Origin of the sequence: Robertmurraya sp. (genome assembly GCF_036676585.1) — a bacterium.
Classification (GTDB): domain Bacteria; phylum Bacillota; class Bacilli; order Bacillales; family Cytobacillaceae; genus Robertmurraya_A.
On sequence record NZ_JAKFCQ010000067.1, the window covers coordinates 1 to 17,834 of the forward strand.

A 17,834-nucleotide genomic window follows, 5' to 3' on the forward strand; every position below is an offset into this window, starting at 1 on the left:
GCTACTGAAGTTGCTACTGAAGCGGCACAAGAAACAGCTAAACCAGCACCAACACCAATTCCACAAGGTCAATATCCAGAAACTCGTGAGAAGATGAGTGGAATTCGTAAAGCAATCGCAAAAGCTATGGTTAACTCTAAGCATACAGCTCCACACGTTACATTAATGGATGAAATTGATGTAGCAAAACTTGTTGCACACCGTAAGAAGTATAAAGATGTGGCAGCAAATAAAGGAATTAAATTAACATTCTTACCTTATGTAGTTAAAGCATTAACAAGCGCATTACGTGAATTCCCTGCTTTAAACACATCAATTGATGATGCAACAAGCGAAATCATTCACAAGCACTACTACAATATCGGAATCGCTGCAGATACTGAAAAAGGATTACTTGTTCCTGTTGTAAAGGATGCAGACCGCAAGTCTCTCTTCGCGATTTCAAATGATATCAATGAACTTGCAGGAAAAGCACGTGACGGTAAGTTAGCTCCTGATGAAATGAAAGGTGCTTCTTGCACAATCACTAACATCGGTTCTGCTGGTGGTCAATGGTTTACTCCTGTAATTAACCATCCTGAGGTTGCAATTCTTGGAATTGGTCGTATCGCAGAAAAAGCAATCGTTGTAAATGGCGAGATTGTTGCTGCACCAGTATTAGCATTATCTTTAAGCTTTGACCATCGTATGATTGATGGAGCAACAGCTCAGCACGCACTTAACCATATTAAGCGCTTGTTGAACGATCCAGAACTATTGTTAATGGAGGCGTAAAAAAATGGTAGTTGGAGATTTCCCAATTGAAACAGATACACTTGTCGTTGGTGCTGGACCTGGTGGTTATGTAGCTGCTATTCGTGCTGCACAATTAGGACAAAAAGTAACAATCGTAGAAAAAGCAACTCTTGGTGGAGTTTGTTTAAATGTTGGTTGTATTCCTTCAAAAGCATTGATTGCTGCTGGTCACCGTTATGAAACAGCAAAGCATTCTGATGCTATTGGAATAACAGCTGAAAATGTAAAAGTTGATTTTTCAAAAGTTCAAGCTTGGAAAGCTGGAGTTGTTAAGAAGCTAACAGGCGGTGTAGAAGGACTTTTAAAAGGCAATAAAGTTGAAATCGTTCGTGGAGAGGCTTACTTCGTTGATAACACAACTGTACGTGTAATGGATGAAAACTCTGCTCAAACATATAAGTTCAAAAATGCAATTATCGCTACTGGTTCACGTCCAATTGAATTACCACAATTCAAATATACGAAGCGTGTTCTTGATTCAACAGGAGCACTTGCATTAGAAGAAATTCCTAACCATATCGTTGTTATTGGTGGAGGATATATCGGAACTGAACTTGGCGGTGCTTACGCTAACTTCGGAACAAAAGTTACAATCTTAGAAGGCACTGACGAAATTCTAAACGGTTTCGAAAAGCAAATGTCTGCTATTGTAAAACGTAACTTGAAGAAAAAGGGTGCTGAAATCATTACAAAGGCACTTGCAAAGGGCGTACAAGAAACAGAAACTGGCGTAACAGTCACTTATGAAGTAAAGGGAGAAGAGCAATCTGTTGAAGCGGACTATGTGTTCGTAATGGTTGGTCGTCGTCCTAACACTGACGAGCTTGGTTTAGAACAAGCTGGTGTTGAACTAGGAGAAAGAGGAATCATAAAAATCGATAAGCAATGTCGTACAAACGTAAGCAATATTTATGCGATCGGTGATGTGGTAGAGGGTCCTCCATTGGCTCATAAAGCATCATACGAAGGTAAAATTGCTGCTGAGGCGATTGCTGGACACACATCTGAAATCGATTATTTAGCTATTCCTGCAGTGGTATTCTCTGATCCTGAGTTAGCTTCAGTAGGTTATACTGAAAAGCAAGCAAAAGATGAAGGAATCGATATAATTGCTGCTAAATTCCCATTCGCTGCAAACGGTCGTGCACTTGCACTAGACGCTGCAGAAGGCTTCTTAAAGCTTGTAACTCGTAAGGAAGATGGATTAGTTATCGGAGCACAAATCGCTGGACCTAGCGCATCTGATATGATTGCTGAATTAGGCCTAGCTATTGAAGCAGGAATGACAGCAGAAGACTTAGCAATGACAATCCACGCTCATCCAACATTAGGTGAGATTACGATGGAAGCTGCTGAAGTTGCACTTGGAAATCCAATTCATATTGTAAAATAACAAATAGACCTGCTTCCTATTGGATGCAGGTCTTATTTTTCATCCAGAACTTTTGCTATGGGCTGGACAATTTCTTCTACAGATTCTTCTCCGTTAACTGTAGCCACTATTTCATTATTATAAACTACAAGTATGGCTGGATTGTCTTTTATGGTAAGAAAGTCAAGATACTCTTCAGAGTGATTTGGATTAATCGTCTTCATGTTTTTAACGGCCTCAGGATAGGTTTTTTTTAATTCAATTAACGCATCATAATAGGCTGCCTCAAATTGATACTCCGATTCATCAGAAAGAAAAATTAGTTGTTTGACATTTTTATCAAAGGGTAAAACATCATTAGATTTTGAACGATCACAGGAAACGATAATCAGTAAGAGCATAATCACTATAAGCGTAGATAACCCTTTCAATATATCGCCTCCATTTTCTTTTTGTAATTTTCGAACATATTTTACCATAGAGTTGGGAAATTTTACTCAATGTCATCTATTTGTTACAGAAATGAAAAATAGAATTAGAAGTTTAAACATAAAATAAAATAGGACAAGTGAGAATAGAAGAATAGAGCCGGTGGTGAACAGTATGAAGGTTTACATAGTAATTATCATCCAATTAATGATATGGAGTGGATACACTCTTACTGAATGGCTTTCAAAGCATGATCAACTAATCTACAATATCTTAATGTTTTTTGTTTTTTTCTATTTAGCTATTTCAACTGGAAACCATATTATTCGTTCACCTAAAAAGACAATGATTGTAACTATGATTAGCTTGATGCTTTATAGTTCTTTTCATTTGACCATGACATTTTTCATCTATTGAAGATAATAAATATAGTTAAATAGTATTAGTGGATTTCCGTTGCGGGTGGTCGCTTTCCGCGGGCGGGGCCGAGCCGCTTCCCTCGCTGCGCTCAGTCCAGGGTCTCGACTGTCCCGCTTTTCCCGCAGGAGTCGCCACCCTCCACTCCAATCAACTAAAATTAGCTTACTCCAACTTTATAATATATAAAGAAATCCTTTGAGGTGAAACACGGAAAAAAGCCATATCCACGGGAGGAATTGAATAGGAAGAATGAGAGGAATTAAGGAAAGTACGACAAACCCTGAAAGTGGCTACTACGTAAAGGATAACTAAGCAAACGGTTTGGGTATTCGTTCCATGCTGCCACGGATGTAAAAGGATTTGTGTTAGGTACGATCGTGATTTATAGTCAAGTAACTTGCCAAGTCCAAGTTTCCAGTTTTTTTAAATTCATACCAGGAAACGGAAGCATCACTAGGAATGCTTATTGTACAAGCTTTTTCCTAGTCAATCTTTAACAGCTAAACTGCTGATTGGAGCTGAAATCAGCCTTTTCTCTACCATTCCAAATAAAAAATGACAAAAGATAACGAGAAAGAGGTCCTCGCTGCCTTTTGTCGACAATCTGAAGCAAGTGGCTAATAGGATAGCCTCTTGCTTTAATATTTCTTATTTTCTTGGGTAGTAGTACATGATTCGACCATTAAACAAATGAAGTTCTGCTTGAAGCTTTTTAGCTACAAATTTACAAAACTCATTCGCTTTTCCTTTATCACCAAAAGTTGATGATTCTGGGAGTGTAACTTGAATAAAAGTTTGTTTGTTCTCATTTCCATCCGCATCTACAATGGTTTCCTGGTCTACCCCTAATAAAATTGCATGATACCTGTCCTGATTGGAATACAAATAAAACCAAGTTCCTTTACCTGATTGCTCTTCCTTTATTTCATAAGGGAAGGCTGATGCCTCGTACTGCCAATCAAGTTGCTTTCCCGTCTTTGAAGTTATGTCCTTATAATAGTGAAAAAGCTCTTTTATTTCATCTGTGGTAACGTTTTCTTTTATTGATGCTGGCACGAGCTTTATGTATGCATTAGTAGCCACCATAATCCCCCCATTATTTGTACGAAAATATACATATTTCTTTGCTCATCTTCATTCTAGCATTGTATAAAATTAAAGTACAACAAGATATCGTTTTAAGTAGTGGTTGCTTTTCTTTGGGTCTGTAAGATATAATAAAATTCTAAATATTAAGAAAATACAGGAGGTGGCAATAATGGATTTTTTTGACAAGCTCTATGATGAGCACGAAAAGGTCAGAGTTCGATTTGTCGGTTTTGCTACAGAACAAACGCGCTATGACTTTGGAATTGTTTACACAGATATGTTTTTTGGTAAGCCTCTCGTAATTTGTATGCAAACTGGCCGCTCAACACTCCTCGACCCTAAAGACCTCGATGATATCGAATACATTCAGTCAGCATTTAGAATAAAAGATCTCCAACAAGCGAAAGATTTAGTTGAATTCTTTTCAGAGGCTTTACCAGAAACACCTTTTCAAACACAATATGAATAAATTGGACTTTGTACAGACCAAATAGGTCTGTAATTTTTTTGTTTATATATTCAACATAAATTTTTAATGTGTTATACAATTTAGGCTTGATATATTAATAATGTTATATTATTATTGATATAAAGATATTAAAGCGTTTTCAATACTTGTGATTAAATACGAATAAAGGGGAATGGGAAAATGGGAACTATCGTATGTCAAGCTTGTAATTCAACGATTGATCATTTTGAGGATGAAAAAGTTACCGTTCTTTATGCGAAGTCACATTGTAGAGATTGCTGTCATACTCAAGGGGAAGAAGAGAAGTAAATTATATGTAATAACACATATGAATATGTGATTGTAAATAAAGAGCGAGGGGATATCCCTCGCTCTCTTTTCTTATTTTATAGCCTTCTGTTCCTTAATTACTCGTAAATATCGTAGATCAAAATCTTCAGGACCTTGTACAGGAAGACCGACTTCCATATTTTTTCGGATATATGTTAAGTTATCCTCGGTTATGATTTCTCCTGGAATAAAAATCGGAATACCAGGTGGGTAGACCATGATAAATTCGGCGATAATTCTTCCTTCCGATTCATCAAAAGGCACAAGCTCTGTTTTTGCGTAAAAAGCATCACGTGGTGTCAATGCTAATAACGGTATATCTGGTAATAGTACTTCTGCTTTAACCATATCATTATTCTTAATCGGTTGAGATGCTAGCTCTCTTAATGCGTTTATTAAAAGATCCGCTTCTCTTTTCGTGTCCCCTGGTGTTACGATACAGAGAATATTGTATAAATCAGACATTTCTACTTCTATATTGTGGTTTTCTCGAAGCCATTTTTCCACATCAAATCCAGATAACCCAAGCTCCTTAACAGAAATAATTAGCTTTGTAGGGTCGTAATCATACACCGCATCCAACTGAAGGATTTCTTCTCCAACGCAAAGAAGATGCTGTGTCGTATTTACTTCTCGACGAATATATTGAGCCAACTCAATTGTTTGACTGATCAACTCTGTGCCTTCGGTAGCAAGTCTTTTACGTGCTACGTCTAGGGATGCTAGCAATAGGTAGGAAGTTGAAGTGGTCGTCAGCATACTTAAGATGGATTGCACGCGTTTTGGATTAATAAGATTTCCTTTAATATTTAGAATGGAGCTCTGTGTCATGGACCCTCCGAGCTTATGTACACTCGTCGCAGCCATATCTGCACCAGCCTGCATGGCTGATAAAGGAAGATCATCATGGAAGTGGATATGTACCCCATGGGCTTCATCCACAAGTACTGGTACATTGTATGAATGAGCAATTTCAACAATTTTCCTAAGATCTGCAGCCATTCCAAAGTATGTTGGGTTAATAACCAAAACACCTTTCGCATCGGGGTGCTGTTCTAGTGCACGTGCAACCGAATCTGTCGTAATACCATGTGAGATCCCTAACTTCTCATCGATGGCTGGATGGATAAAAATTGGTGTTGCACCAGAGAAGACAATCGCTGACATAACTGATTTATGCACGTTTCTAGGTACAATGATTTTATCTCCAGGTCCACAAACCGTCATCACCATTGTCATAATAGCTCCGCTTGTACCTTGAACGGAGAAGAATGTTTGATCCGCATCAAAAGCTTCAGCAGCGAGGTCCTGTGCTTGCTTGATCATTCCTTTTGGTTGATGAAGGTCATCTAGTGGACCGATATTAATCAGGTCAATTGACAACGCATTATCACCTATAAAATTTCTAAATTCCGGATCAATCCCTGTTCCTTTTTTATGTCCAGGAATATGGAATTGAACTGGATCCTTTTTTGCATGCTCTATAAGTCCGCTAAATAACGGTGTTTCGTATTGAGACAACGTATTTCCACACCTCTTTAATTAATAGTTAGGTTATTTCACCCATAAAACAAGTGAAATTATAGCATTATTCACTTTCGTTGCATAGAAAAACCTATTCCTATTTCATTATTATGTCAGATTGCTATGTAACTTATTTTTAGGGTACACTTTAAGAGAAATTAAATGTAACGGAGTGAATGTATTTTGGAATATCAATACCCAATTGACCATACATGGTCAACTGATGAAATTATCGATGTCATTAAGTTTTTTGAGTTCGTTGAGGCTGCTTATGAAAAAGGTGTAGGTCGTGACGAGTTTATGAAATCGTATCGTAGATTTAAGGAGATTGTTCCGAGTAAATCAGAAGAAAAAAAGATTTGTGATGAATTTGCCGAGTCCAGTGGGTATTCCACGTACTTAACTGTAAAAAAAGCAAAAGAGGGTAATTTAGAAAAAATAAAAATGAAATAAGTAAAGGGAGCCACCGGGAAGAAATCAACTCATTCGTGGCTCCCTTTTTAATTATTAAACTTGCCCATTTTTTCTGAAACCTGTTTACGCTAATTTATACAGGGGTAATAATGTCTTAAAGACATCTTCAACTTCTGTTAGGAAATCGTTAGCAGTCATGTTAATCGCATCTTTTTTCTCTATATGGATACCACATAATATTTCTGCCTTTTTTACCGTTTGTAATCGCTCGAACATAAGTCGGAGGTCTTCTTTCTTAAGTTGCTGATGTGTTGTAGCACCTGGCTTCATATGGTCCTCAGACCAAACGAAATGCTTTGGTGTATTTTTGTAGATGGAAGATAGTTTTTTCTCTAATGTCTTTCCGAAATCAGCTTTATTTGGCGCTTCATAAATCATGGCAAACCAAACAAAAACATGAGATTCCCAAAGGCCTATTTGAAAATGTGGAAGCATTTTATATCCTCTTGAACTACTTGAAAAGGCTACCCATGTATCTTTAGGAGGATTAATTGTTCTCCTAGCATGCTTTGCTACATGAGGGAACATTTCATTTGCAGTTAAAGTTGATAAAGTAGGAGAAAAATGTTCTCCAAGTGCTTCAAGCTTTGGTCTAATTGTAGTCTTTAAAGCATCCATTCTTGCATCCAAACCATCTATGGTAAAAACTTCAAAGTCCTCTTCAGTAAATCCAGTAAATTGCATTGTTTTTCCTCCCATAAATAAATCTCTCTGTAGATAATTGTAGCATATGGTAGAAAGAACGAGAAATATGTTGACTTTTGTATGGAAAATAAAAAATGTTAGGCAAAAGCGCAAATTAGTTGCATCAAAAGCATTTTGTTCATATTATAATAGTAAAAATTATCTGAAAATTATCATTATAAAAAGGGGTGTATTACTATGAAACAGCTGATTGGCTCAGCGAAAAAGAATAACGCAGAAAGAGAAAGAACGGCTGTTCTACGTTTGGAAATGGATTATGAACTTGCTACATTATTTGAAGCTATGACGGAGAAAAATGAAAAGAAGAAAACACAAGTGAAAGAAAAACTAGAAAGAATCAGAATGGAACTGGTAAAGTTAAAGGCATTGTAATTTTGTAAGGACGGTATAGATGGATGGATTTTAAAAAAATACAAAGGGAATCATAAAGGCGAACTTAAGTGCATACTTATGATCGCCTATTTTATTTCCCACATTCGTATCAGTTGTTTGTTGATTGTAATTGTTTTACTCTATAAGAATAAAGATATTTACATAGGAAAGAGATGATAAATATGGATATTAATGCAGTGGACATATTTGCAAAACAATTGGTTAAAGAAGCCGGTGAACGCATAAAAAAATCGTTCTCTAAAGTATTAAACATTGAAACCAAATCACATGCCAATGATCTCGTTACAAATATGGATAAGGAGATTGAAGAATATTTCATACATAAGCTAAAAAGCCATTTTCCAGACCATCGCGTACTAGGAGAAGAGGGAGTAGGGAGTAATCCTAAAGAACTGTCTGGAGTAGTTTGGATCATTGATCCTATAGATGGTACGATGAATTTTATTCATCAACAAAGAAACTTTGCTATATCGGTTGGTATTTATGAAGATGGTGTTGGTATGATCGGTCTCATTTATGATGTTGTCCATGACGAATTGTATCATGCTAAGAAGGGGGAAGGTGCGTACATAAATGATAAACCAATTTCTCCCCTTTCACCTGTAAAGGTAGAGGAGGCAGTCATCGGGATCAATAGTACCTGGGTCACTCAAAACCGAAGAATTGATAGCAATATTCTGTCTCCACTTGTCAGAGCCGTGAGAGGAACGAGATCATACGGTTCAGCAGCGCTAGAGATGGCTTATGTGGCTGCAGGGAGACTGGATTCATATATAACTCTTCGGTTATCTCCATGGGATTTCGCAGCAGGAATTATATTAGTGGAAGAGGTTGGAGGAAAGTGTACAACTTTAAAGGGAGAGAAGCTTAATTTGCTCGGAGAAAATTCTGTGTTTATTGCGAATGCAAGTTTTCACGAAGCAGTGCTAAAGGATTTTTTACAAAGTGGAAACTGGTAACATTCATTACCGAAAAATGCTTGAATCGGATGCTACATTATTACATGCTTTTACAAAGTTTGATTCCCTATGGAAATCGATTGAAATGGAACAATTGACAGCTATAGAATATATGAACAAATATCTTAATGGCGAATGGAGAGTGTGGGAGCAAGATGAAAGGGATGTGGCGATCACTTATCATTTGGAGTTTGCACCATCTAACAATAAACCTTGGATTGGCACGGTAATTATAAACCCAAACGAGCGGAGGAAAGGTTTAGGTATAAGGATAATACAACATTTAAAAGAGGAATTGAGAGAAAAAGGACATAAGGCGATTTTTGCAGGAATACCAGTGGAAGCTGATATGTGGATTCAATTTTTATCAGACTGTTATTTTGAACAGTTTAAGGTTGAAAAAGATGAACAAAATCAAATGTTTTTAATCATGGTTTCTCCGTTGCAATAAAAAAGGGTTGGCAAATGCCAACCCTTTTAAAGTTTTCCTTGTTCTCGCATTTTTTTCTTTGTCGTAAATCCAAATCCCATTACGATAACAAGTGCAGCTAACGAAGCAAGGATACCCCCTATACTACGATAACTAATAGCTATTCCCGTTCCCATCATACAGGCTGCTGAAGCAAATGCAAAAAATAATAATGGCCACTTAATTGATTTCAAGATAAAACCTCCTTGAGCGAGGTATTAGAATGTATTTGTTTTGTGAAAAATAAAATGAATACGCTCCCTTCATTATTTTACACAAAATATTTCTAGGTTTCCACTTCGAATATGATATAATGTTTCAGTTATGACTAAAAAAGTTAAATAAAAGTTTATATAAAAATGTAGGAGTGAACATGTTGAACTTAAGAACAGACATTAGAAATATTGCGATTATTGCCCACGTTGACCACGGGAAAACAACACTGGTTGACCAATTATTAAAACAATCAGGAACGTTTCGTACAAATGAGCACGTGGAAGAGCGTGCGATGGATTCGAATGATTTAGAAAGAGAACGTGGTATTACGATCCTTGCTAAAAATACAGCAATCCAATATAAAGATACTCGAATCAATATCCTTGATACACCAGGACATGCTGACTTTGGTGGAGAAGTAGAACGTATCATGAAAATGGTTGATGGTGTACTACTTGTCGTAGATGCTTACGAAGGCTGTATGCCACAAACACGTTTTGTATTGAAAAAAGCATTAGAGCAAAATCTTACACCAATTGTAGTTGTTAATAAGATTGACCGTGATTTCGCTCGACCAGCTGAAGTTATTGACGAAGTAATTGATTTATTTATTGAATTAGAAGCTTCAGAAGAACAATTAGAATTCCCTGTTATTTACGCTTCAGCAATTAATGGAACAGCAAGTGTGACTCCTGATAAGCAAGATGAGAACATGGAATCTTTATATGAGGCAATTGTTGAGAATATTCCTGCTCCAGTTGACAACCGTGAGGAACCTCTTCAATTCCAGGTAGCACTATTAGATTATAATGACTATGTTGGAAGAATTGGTATCGGCCGTGTGTTCCGTGGGACGATGAAAGTTGGACAACAGGTAGCCCTTATGAAGCTTGATGGTTCAGTAAAGCAATTCCGCGTAACAAAAATCTTTGGTTTCTTCGGCCTAAAGCGTCAGGAAATCCAAGAAGCTTTCGCAGGAGACCTGATCGCTGTTTCAGGTATGGAAGATATTAACGTTGGGGAAACGGTATGTCCAGTAGAGCACCAAGAGCCACTTCCTGTGTTACGAATTGACGAGCCAACACTTCAAATGACTTTCCTTGTTAATAATAGTCCATTTGCTGGAAAAGAAGGGAAATTCGTAACTGCTCGTAAAATTGAAGAAAGACTTCGTGCTCAACTTCAAACTGACGTGAGCTTACGTGTAGACAACACAGATTCACCTGATGCATGGGTTGTTTCTGGACGTGGGGAACTTCACCTTTCTATTCTTATCGAGAACATGCGTCGTGAAGGCTATGAGCTTCAAGTATCAAAGCCTGAGGTTATCGTAAGAGACATTGATGGAGTCCGTTGTGAGCCTGTAGAACGTGTTCAAATTGACGTTCCTGAGGAGCATACTGGTGCGATTATGGAATCAATGGGTGCTCGTAAAGGTGAAATGGTTGATATGATTAATAATGGTAGTGGACAAGTGCGTTTAATATTCATGGTTCCTGCTAGAGGATTAATCGGTTATACAACTGAATTCTTAACATTAACTCGTGGTTACGGTATTATCAATCACAGCTTTGACAGCTATCAACCGATGGCACAAGGTCAAGTCGGTGGAAGACGCCAAGGGGTACTTGTTTCAATGGAATCAGGTAAAGCTTCTTCTTACGGTATTATGGGTGTTGAAGACCGTGGAACAATTTTTGTTGAGCCAGGTACTGAAATTTATGAAGGAATGATTGTTGGCGAGCATACTCGTGAAAATGACATTACGGTTAATATCACGAAGGTAAAGCAAGCGACAAATATTCGTTCTGCTAATAAAGACCAAACAACAACAATGAAAAAGCCAAGAATTATGACACTTGAGGAATCACTTGAATACCTAAATGAAGACGAGTATTGTGAAGTAACTCCTGAATCAATTCGTCTCCGCAAAAAGATTCTTGATAAGAACGAGAGAGAAAGAATCGCTAAAAAGAAAAAAATGGCGGAAATGAGCTAAGCTATTAAAGGAGAGGGGTAGCGTGGAAGAACTACAAGGGTTTTCACCTAGTCTTAGATTTTTTATCGAACTAACTGATGTAAAAACGGGTACATGGCTTCAGTTTGTAACATTAATTATTTTGACAGTAATTGTTTACAAATTAGGTTTTGCAAAGAAGCTGTCCATTTTAAAAAATGTTGTCATTTACACTTGTTTAGTTTTGGGCTGCTTTGTTTTGTTGATTTTCTCCTACGGCCTTCCAATTGTAGAGGGATTAGCTGTAGCAGCGCTCATTCTCATCATATATAAAATCCGCCTTCATCAAGAGAAAAAGCATACTCAAGTGGATGTAGAGGAGTAATCATATGAAATCATTACAAGATACACTCTATAACTGGCTAACGATTAAAGTCGTAGTTGATGAACGTCCGGATGATACTGCTGCAGTGGATACAGAGAAAATGTTTTATGATATGCTTGTTGAAGATCAAGGTATACAAAATATTGAGGTTACCACTGATGCAGTTATGTATTATGTTCATTACGATTTAGATGGGGAAAGAAAGTCAAACCGCTTCCCAAGAGAGCTCATTGAGGTCATGTTAAACCAGATCAATGAGTCACCAGAAAGATACGCAAATTATCCAGAATAAAAAATCCGCTCCGTTATTAAAAACGGGGCGGATTTTTTTTCGTGGTGTCCAGCTGCAGCGCCTAGACCCTCGGGGTCAAAAGCCAAATCTCTCCAGAAGGCGGGCCTTCCTGCGTGATTCGTCTTATGCCTGTCGGGTCTGGACAAGGCGCTTCCGCTTTTCGTTTACCAGTCATCTTCTTCATCTCTTGGCTTATAAAGCCTAAAGTTTCCGGTTGCAATTCTTTCTTTTGTGCGAGTAGCAATTCTTTCTTCACATTCTTTACACATGAATGTATGTATCGGACGATTTCGAAGTCGTTTCGCTTGAAAGGAGTCACCTGGCAAAGATTCAATCTTATCGCAAATTACACATTTTACTCTCATAATCGTACACCTCAAAATTTATCTTCTTTCTGTATTGTATAGTAAAATTTTCTATATGGATAGGACCAGCAGTACAAAATAGGTTTCAAGGTTGAAACTACCATTAAGTAGTTATAAGATAGAAATATAAGGAGGGAATGGTATGCCTAACCAAGTTGAACAAAAATTAATACAGCCGCTGTTTGATGCCTTGCAAAAAGAGCGTTTTGTAACGCTTTCAACAGTAGACTTTGAAACAGGGGGTCCGAATGTAAGTGCCATCTCTTGGATTTTAGCAAAGACAGATGAAAAAATCTATTTTGCTGTTGATAATCGCTCGAGAATTGTGCAAAACATTCAAAAAAACAATCAGGTCGTTGTAAACATAATTGTGAATGAATCAACCTATTCAATTAGTGGTGAAGCAAGTGTTAAGATGGAAAAAATAAATGATGTACCACTAAAACTTGCTTTAATAGAAATTTCCATTAAAGAAGTGCGTGACGTTATGTTCTATGGTTCAAAAATAACTGTTGAGCCAGAATACGATAAAACCTATGATAAAGCGGCAGCAACACGTCTTGATAATCAAGTAATGGATGCAATGAGAAAAGCTTAGCCTTGGGCTAAGCTTTTGTTATATTTTAATCCTTATGGCCTTGTGATTGTTTTTCTTGTGCTTTATCTAACTCTTTTGTTTCTCCTTCATTCAGCTTGTTTTTTGATTCCTCGGTTGCTTTATTTGCATTTGGATCGATAATATCTGCAGGAACCTCTGGCATTAAACGACCGGATATATCAGCTAATTCATTTACAATGCCTTGAATAGGCTCGCCACTTTGTATGTCTTCTTGAATTTCTCTTAATCGCGCGGTCATATCTGGATCGGCGATAACCACAGCTCTTGCACCATGTGGATCATTTTTCAAACTTTCTGCAACAGTATATTTAATCGATCCTACTTGAGATCTGTCAATGTCTTCATTCACATCAATACCAACAATTGCATACCTTCCTAAAACAACAGCGGTCGCATCATTCACACTTGGAATGGAAGTCGCAAGATCAACCAGGTGTTTTGAAACCTCTTGGCCAGTTTCACGGTCAATATTAGGTATGGTACTATTTTTGACATTTATGGTACGTGCTTCTTCGTTCTGGTTTGCTTTAGATGTCGTATTATCCTGACTTCCGCACGCGGAAAGAAACAAGCAGCATGCCAGTATAGCAAGGGTTTTCTTCATAAAGGCCACCTCCGAATAATGTTTGGTTACCGTTTATTGTGCAAAAATTCTTCTATCTTTATACAAGAAAACATATAGTTTACCAAAGCTCTTTTCTTAAGCAGAAATTTTGGCAAGGACATGTGGTTAATTCAAATTACTATAGAATTAAGAGGAGCAGGAGGCATCAGTTTGAGTAAAATTTACGTATTAGATACCAATGTCTTGTTACAAGACCCATATTCCATCTTTTCCTTTGAGGACAATGAGGTGGTAATACCAGCCGTAGTACTAGAGGAAGTCGATTCGAAAAAAAGGTATATGGATGAAATCGGAAGAAATGCAAGACAAGTATCAAGGCTCATTGATAATTTAAGACAAACTGGAAAATTACATGAAAAAATTCCACTTGAAAATGGTGGAGTGATGAGAATTGAGTTAAATCATCGATCCTTTCATCAGCTCCAAGATATTTTTGTTGAGAAAACAAATGATAACAGAATACTTGCTGTAGCCAAAAATCTATCTTTAGAAGAGGAAACAAAAGAAAACGGCCGCTTAGTGATCTTGGTCAGTAAAGATGCATTAGTACGAGTGAAGGCTGATGCAATCGGTTTGAATTCAGAAGATTTTTTAAGTGATCGAGTCATAGAAAATGATGCCATTTATACTGGTTATGCAGAGTTATTTGTAGCTGTTGATGTTTTAAATCAGTTTTACGAAAAGGGAGAAATTCCAATATCATTATTTTCTACGTATTCTTTTTATCCAAATCAGTTCTTGGTACTTAAGGATGCAATGGGATCTTCTCAATCCGCACTTGGTATGGTCGATTCAAAGAGACAAAAGATTAAAAAGCTAGTGTTCGATCACGATCATATATGGGGAATTCGCTCAAGAAATGTTCAGCAGACTATGGCAATTGAGTTGCTTTTAAGAAAAGACCTTCCGCTTGTGACTTTAATCGGTAAGGCGGGAACAGGGAAGACTCTTCTGGCTCTTGCTGCGGGATTAATGCAAACGGAAGATTTCGGGGAATATAAGAAGTTATTAGTGGCAAGACCGATTGTTCCTGTAGGGAAGGATCTTGGATTTTTACCTGGTGAAAAGGAAGAAAAGCTACGGCCCTGGATGCAGCCAATCTATGACAATTTAGAATATCTATTTAATGTGAAAAAGCCTGGGGAGCTTGATGCGATCCTGGCGGGCATGGGTTCGATTGAAGTAGAGGCTCTTACTTATATAAGGGGAAGAAGTATACCTGAACAGTTCATAATTATTGATGAAGCTCAAAATTTAACAAAACATGAAGTAAAGACCATTCTTACGAGAGTTGGAGAAAAAAGTAAAATCGTGCTGATGGGTGACCCTGAGCAAATTGACCATCCGTATCTTGATGCATATAACAATGGCCTTACATATGTAGTCGAAAGGTTTAAGGACCAATCGATATCCGGCCATGTGAAGTTATTTAAGGGAGAGAGATCTGGTCTTGCACAATTAGCAGCTGATCTTTTATAAGTAAAGTGATTTTTTTTACCCTTAGATGGCACAAGCATTAACAAGCTATCGAATAAAAGAAGGTAGGCCCTTCTTTTATTCGATAGCTACCGCACGGATATTTTTAATTGGCTGATGCTTATTAGAGCCATCTCCGTAAAAGGCATACACGGGTCCATCTTCTGTTAATGGCTTACCATCTTTTGAAAAACCCAAAATTAATTCTTGTCCTACTTCTAGTGGCATAGATACCTCGCCATCTGTGGTCACGAGTGTTAAGTTTTTTGCATCATCTGTAATCTCTGCATTTTTTAAAAATGGCTTCAGCGGCATCCCAAATGTCCCCGTCAGCACTTTTTCTTTTTCATATTTTTTCTCCGTCTTTAAAGTGGGAGGAAAAACAGCTCCCTCCATTATTTCACGGTCCCAATGCTTGGACATGCTTTTTTTATATTCTTCTAAATCATCTACTTCTTCTTGACTTTCTTCAAAATAGGTAGTTAAATCTACTCGACGATCGTCAAAGATCCATACTCCAGGGTCTAAGGTGATTGTAAAATTTACTTTCCCTTGGATTGGTATAATATTTTCCATAACAGTTCCCCCTTTGTATCTTTAGTATAGACTTAAAGAGAATAAAAGTCATTTTTGGAGGATATTCAAAATTTCCTGAATCTTTCTACGGGTTCTCCTGATTATCCTTGCAATTTTCCTCTTAAACGTATAAAATTTATAGATAGGATAAACGCTCGGAAACGGGGGGACTAAGTTGGCGTCTGACATGGTATTAGATCATAAAGAAAGAGCAAATGCCTTATTAAAGGCTGACGCTGATAAAATTCTAAAGTTAATTAAAGTACAAATGGATAACTTAACGATGCCTCAGTGTCCGTTATATGAAGAGGTTTTGGATACTCAAATGTTTGGTCTATCTCGTGAAATAGATTTTGCTGTTCGCCTTGGATTGATTGAAGAAAAAGAAGGTAAGGCGATTTTAGGAGAATTAGAAAGAGAACTATCAGCCCTTCATGAAGCATCGCAAAGAAAATAACGTACTTTCGAAAGCTCAAACTTTCTCGAGAGAGACTGTTTGAGTTTTTTTATAAGGTATTTTTTCTGAAAATTTGATATTATTAAGATAATAATTTTCAGTTGTACTTTTCTTCACATCAAATGCATGAAATTCAATGTTATAATATAATACATATTACGACTTAGAAGATGGGGAAGAGGGTTACATGTTTAAAAAAATATTAAAATCATATGATTATTCGTTAATCCTAGTTGTGGTATTGTTATCGATATTTGGACTAGTTATGATATATAGCTCAAGTATGGTTACAGCTATTCAAAGGTATGGATATGAAAGTGATCATTTTTATGATCGTCAAAAACTATTTTTAATTGTTGGCGCTGTTTTATTTCTTTTCTTTTCTGTATTTCCTTACAAAATTATGCTTAGCAATCGCTTTTTAATTCCAGTTGTGTTATTTTCTTTTGCATTACTTATTTTCATATTTCCATTCGGTCATTCCGCGGGAAATGCTCAGAGTTGGTATAAGATAGGTCCACTAAGCCTACAACCCTCTGAATTTGTAAAGGTAAGTGCTATTGTTTACTTATCAGCAGTGTATGCAAAGAAACAATCATATATCAATCAGTTTAATCATGGTGTACTGCCACCTCTTGCTTTTATCATCATTGTTTGTTTTTTAATTGCACTTCAGCCTGACTTTGGAACAGCAGCTCTAATAGTAGCTATTTCAGGTGTGATCATCCTTTCCTCAGGAATGAATTTAAAAAATATAGGCAAATTAGTTATGTTGGGTGCGATTCCATCTATCCCACTGCTTATTTTATTTAAAGATAAAATATTTTCCTCCGTACGTGTCGGAAGGTTTGAAGCATTTATCAATCCTTTTGCTGAAGAGATAGCCCAAAAGGAAGGCTATCATATGGTTAATTCGTTCCTGGCTTTAGGTGCTGGTGGCATTAAAGGTTTAGGATTGGGACAAAGTGTGCAAAAATTAGGGTATTTACCTGAGCCTCATACGGATTTTATAATGGCTGTAATATCCGAGGAACTTGGAATATTTGGAGTTGCATTTGTATTATTCGGCTTAGGTTTTATCGTCCTAAAAGGAATCTTTATTGGTTTAAAAGGAAAGGATGCTTTTGGTAGTTTGCTAGCAATCGGTATCTCGGGGATGGTAGGTATACAATCATTTGTAAACTTAGCAGGTGTTTCGGGAGTCATTCCGTTAACAGGAGTTCCATTGCCGTTTATTAGTTATGGAGGCTCATCTATTCTGCAACTCTCCATTGCTATGGGCATCTTAGTGAATGTTTCTATGTTCGTTAATTATGAGAAAAAGTTTAAGGAAACGAATGATAAGAAAGTAGAAACGATTCATCCTAATAACCGTTTTGAAGGCGTTCAAATAAAAAAATAAGCGCTCTTGGTTACTTGACCAAGCGCTTTTTATAAA

The 17,834-nt window shown here is 37.1% G+C and carries 24 protein-coding genes and 1 pseudogene; 17 read left to right on the top strand and 8 right to left on the bottom strand.

Translation table 11 applies throughout. From position 1 onward, the window contains the following. Together ACGLXV_RS08370 and lpdA are read left to right on the top strand one after the other, a co-directional pair. Window positions 1-774, top strand: a 774-nt coding sequence (locus tag ACGLXV_RS08370; protein ID WP_391558262.1) for a dihydrolipoamide acetyltransferase family protein, incomplete at its 5' end; no start/stop codon positions are given. A gap of 4 nt (window positions 775-778) precedes the next feature. Beyond that, window positions 779-2,188, top strand: a complete 1,410-nt coding sequence (gene lpdA / locus ACGLXV_RS08375; protein WP_391558263.1) for a dihydrolipoyl dehydrogenase — start codon at window positions 779-781, stop codon at window positions 2,186-2,188. A gap of 32 nt (window positions 2,189-2,220) precedes the next feature. On the opposite strand, the gene ACGLXV_RS08380 is transcribed toward lpdA, so the two are convergent. Next, window positions 2,221-2,598, bottom strand: a complete 378-nt coding sequence (locus ACGLXV_RS08380; protein WP_391558264.1) for a small peptidoglycan-associated lipoprotein — start codon at window positions 2,596-2,598, stop codon at window positions 2,221-2,223. Window positions 2,599-2,770: 172 nt separating this feature from the next. On the opposite strand from ACGLXV_RS08380, the gene ACGLXV_RS08385 reads away from it, so the two are divergent. Both ACGLXV_RS08385 and ACGLXV_RS08390 read left to right on the top strand, forming a co-directional pair. After that, window positions 2,771-3,013 carry a hypothetical protein gene (locus ACGLXV_RS08385; protein WP_119707388.1) on the top strand — a complete coding sequence of 81 codons (243 nt, stop codon included), beginning with the start codon at window positions 2,771-2,773 and terminating at the stop codon, window positions 3,011-3,013. Window positions 3,014-3,219: 206 nt separating this feature from the next. After that, window positions 3,220-3,396, top strand: a pseudogene (locus ACGLXV_RS08390) (IS5/IS1182 family transposase); the annotation flags it as partial. Window positions 3,397-3,664: 268 nt separating this feature from the next. On the opposite strand, the gene ACGLXV_RS08395 reads toward ACGLXV_RS08390, so the two are convergent. Continuing rightward, window positions 3,665-4,099 (bottom strand): DUF1885 family protein, encoded by a 435-nt coding sequence (locus tag ACGLXV_RS08395; RefSeq protein WP_391558325.1) that lies wholly within the window; start codon window positions 4,097-4,099, stop codon window positions 3,665-3,667. A gap of 175 nt (window positions 4,100-4,274) precedes the next feature. Here ACGLXV_RS08395 and ACGLXV_RS08400 point away from each other — a divergent pair, with 175 nt between their 5' ends. Together ACGLXV_RS08400 and ACGLXV_RS08405 are read left to right on the top strand one after the other, a co-directional pair. Further along, window positions 4,275-4,574, top strand: coding sequence for a DUF3055 domain-containing protein (locus tag ACGLXV_RS08400; RefSeq protein WP_119707390.1), 300 nt, complete (start codon window positions 4,275-4,277; stop codon window positions 4,572-4,574). A gap of 180 nt (window positions 4,575-4,754) precedes the next feature. After that, window positions 4,755-4,883, top strand: coding sequence for a GapA-binding peptide SR1P (locus ACGLXV_RS08405; RefSeq protein WP_119707391.1), 129 nt, complete (start codon window positions 4,755-4,757; stop codon window positions 4,881-4,883). 72 nt (window positions 4,884-4,955) lie between these two features. Here the strand turns inward: ACGLXV_RS08405 and ACGLXV_RS08410 are convergent, their stop codons facing one another. After that, a complete protein-coding gene (locus tag ACGLXV_RS08410) occupies window positions 4,956-6,425 on the bottom strand; it encodes an aminotransferase class I/II-fold pyridoxal phosphate-dependent enzyme (protein ID WP_391558265.1) in 1,470 nt (489 codons plus the stop codon). Window positions 6,426-6,611: 186 nt separating this feature from the next. Here ACGLXV_RS08410 and ACGLXV_RS08415 point away from each other — a divergent pair, with 186 nt between their 5' ends. Next, window positions 6,612-6,881: a UPF0223 family protein gene (locus ACGLXV_RS08415; protein WP_119707393.1), complete on the top strand. Its 270-nt coding sequence runs from the start codon at window positions 6,612-6,614 to the stop codon at window positions 6,879-6,881. An 84-nt stretch (window positions 6,882-6,965) separates the two neighbouring features. Here the strand turns inward: ACGLXV_RS08415 and ACGLXV_RS08420 are convergent, their stop codons facing one another. Further along, a complete protein-coding gene (locus tag ACGLXV_RS08420) occupies window positions 6,966-7,586 on the bottom strand; it encodes a DUF1054 domain-containing protein (protein ID WP_119707394.1) in 621 nt (206 codons plus the stop codon). A 198-nt stretch (window positions 7,587-7,784) separates the two neighbouring features. Between ACGLXV_RS08420 and ACGLXV_RS08425 the strand changes: the two genes are divergently transcribed. The 3 genes from ACGLXV_RS08425 to ACGLXV_RS08435 all read left to right on the top strand — a co-directional run bounded on the left by ACGLXV_RS08425 (window position 7,785) and on the right by ACGLXV_RS08435 (window position 9,410). Then, window positions 7,785-7,979: a hypothetical protein gene (locus ACGLXV_RS08425; RefSeq protein ID WP_066059919.1), complete on the top strand. Its 195-nt coding sequence runs from the start codon at window positions 7,785-7,787 to the stop codon at window positions 7,977-7,979. 182 nt (window positions 7,980-8,161) lie between these two features. Further along, window positions 8,162-8,959, top strand: coding sequence for an inositol monophosphatase family protein (locus ACGLXV_RS08430; protein ID WP_391558266.1), 798 nt, complete (start codon window positions 8,162-8,164; stop codon window positions 8,957-8,959). A gap of 85 nt (window positions 8,960-9,044) precedes the next feature. Next, a complete protein-coding gene (locus ACGLXV_RS08435; RefSeq protein WP_391558267.1) occupies window positions 9,045-9,410 on the top strand; it encodes a GNAT family N-acetyltransferase in 366 nt (121 codons plus the stop codon). 26 nt (window positions 9,411-9,436) lie between these two features. Here the strand turns inward: ACGLXV_RS08435 and ACGLXV_RS08440 are convergent, their stop codons facing one another. After that, window positions 9,437-9,622: a YlaF family protein gene (locus tag ACGLXV_RS08440; protein ID WP_119707397.1), complete on the bottom strand. Its 186-nt coding sequence runs from the start codon at window positions 9,620-9,622 to the stop codon at window positions 9,437-9,439. Window positions 9,623-9,804: 182 nt separating this feature from the next. On the opposite strand from ACGLXV_RS08440, the gene typA reads away from it, so the two are divergent. The 3 genes from typA to ACGLXV_RS08455 are packed head-to-tail and all read left to right on the top strand — an operon-like array spanning window position 9,805 to window position 12,278. Then, the gene (gene typA / locus ACGLXV_RS08445) at window positions 9,805-11,643 is read left to right on the top strand and encodes a translational GTPase TypA (protein ID WP_119707398.1); all 1,839 of its coding nucleotides are present in this window, start codon (window positions 9,805-9,807) and stop codon (window positions 11,641-11,643) included. Between the two features lie 22 nt (window positions 11,644-11,665). Further along, a complete protein-coding gene (locus tag ACGLXV_RS08450) occupies window positions 11,666-11,986 on the top strand; it encodes a YlaH-like family protein (RefSeq protein WP_119707399.1) in 321 nt (106 codons plus the stop codon). 4 nt (window positions 11,987-11,990) lie between these two features. Further along, on the top strand, window positions 11,991-12,278 hold the full coding sequence (locus ACGLXV_RS08455) for a hypothetical protein (RefSeq protein ID WP_391558268.1): 288 nt from the start codon (window positions 11,991-11,993) through the stop codon (window positions 12,276-12,278). Window positions 12,279-12,442: 164 nt separating this feature from the next. Here the strand turns inward: ACGLXV_RS08455 and ACGLXV_RS08460 are convergent, their stop codons facing one another. After that, entirely contained in the window at window positions 12,443-12,643 is a 201-nt protein-coding gene (locus tag ACGLXV_RS08460; RefSeq protein ID WP_391558269.1) for a YlaI family protein, read from the bottom strand. 142 nt (window positions 12,644-12,785) lie between these two features. On the opposite strand from ACGLXV_RS08460, the gene ACGLXV_RS08465 reads away from it, so the two are divergent. Further along, window positions 12,786-13,241, top strand: a complete 456-nt coding sequence (locus tag ACGLXV_RS08465) for a pyridoxamine 5'-phosphate oxidase family protein (protein WP_391558270.1) — start codon at window positions 12,786-12,788, stop codon at window positions 13,239-13,241. Between the two features lie 25 nt (window positions 13,242-13,266). Here the strand turns inward: ACGLXV_RS08465 and ACGLXV_RS08470 are convergent, their stop codons facing one another. Continuing rightward, window positions 13,267-13,866, bottom strand: coding sequence for a YhcN/YlaJ family sporulation lipoprotein (locus tag ACGLXV_RS08470; protein ID WP_391558271.1), 600 nt, complete (start codon window positions 13,864-13,866; stop codon window positions 13,267-13,269). Between the two features lie 120 nt (window positions 13,867-13,986). Here ACGLXV_RS08470 and ACGLXV_RS08475 point away from each other — a divergent pair, with 120 nt between their 5' ends. Continuing rightward, a complete protein-coding gene (locus ACGLXV_RS08475) occupies window positions 13,987-15,366 on the top strand; it encodes a PhoH family protein (RefSeq protein WP_391558272.1) in 1,380 nt (459 codons plus the stop codon). A gap of 75 nt (window positions 15,367-15,441) precedes the next feature. Here the strand turns inward: ACGLXV_RS08475 and ACGLXV_RS08480 are convergent, their stop codons facing one another. Then, window positions 15,442-15,939, bottom strand: coding sequence for a peptidyl-prolyl cis-trans isomerase (locus tag ACGLXV_RS08480; RefSeq protein WP_391558273.1), 498 nt, complete (start codon window positions 15,937-15,939; stop codon window positions 15,442-15,444). A 187-nt stretch (window positions 15,940-16,126) separates the two neighbouring features. Here ACGLXV_RS08480 and ACGLXV_RS08485 point away from each other — a divergent pair, with 187 nt between their 5' ends. Both ACGLXV_RS08485 and ACGLXV_RS08490 read left to right on the top strand, forming a co-directional pair. Beyond that, a complete protein-coding gene (locus ACGLXV_RS08485) occupies window positions 16,127-16,396 on the top strand; it encodes an Fpa/YlaN family protein (protein WP_377057867.1) in 270 nt (89 codons plus the stop codon). A gap of 187 nt (window positions 16,397-16,583) precedes the next feature. Next, window positions 16,584-17,798, top strand: a complete 1,215-nt coding sequence (locus ACGLXV_RS08490; protein WP_391558274.1) for an FtsW/RodA/SpoVE family cell cycle protein — start codon at window positions 16,584-16,586, stop codon at window positions 17,796-17,798. Window positions 17,799-17,834: the final 36 nt, after the last annotated feature.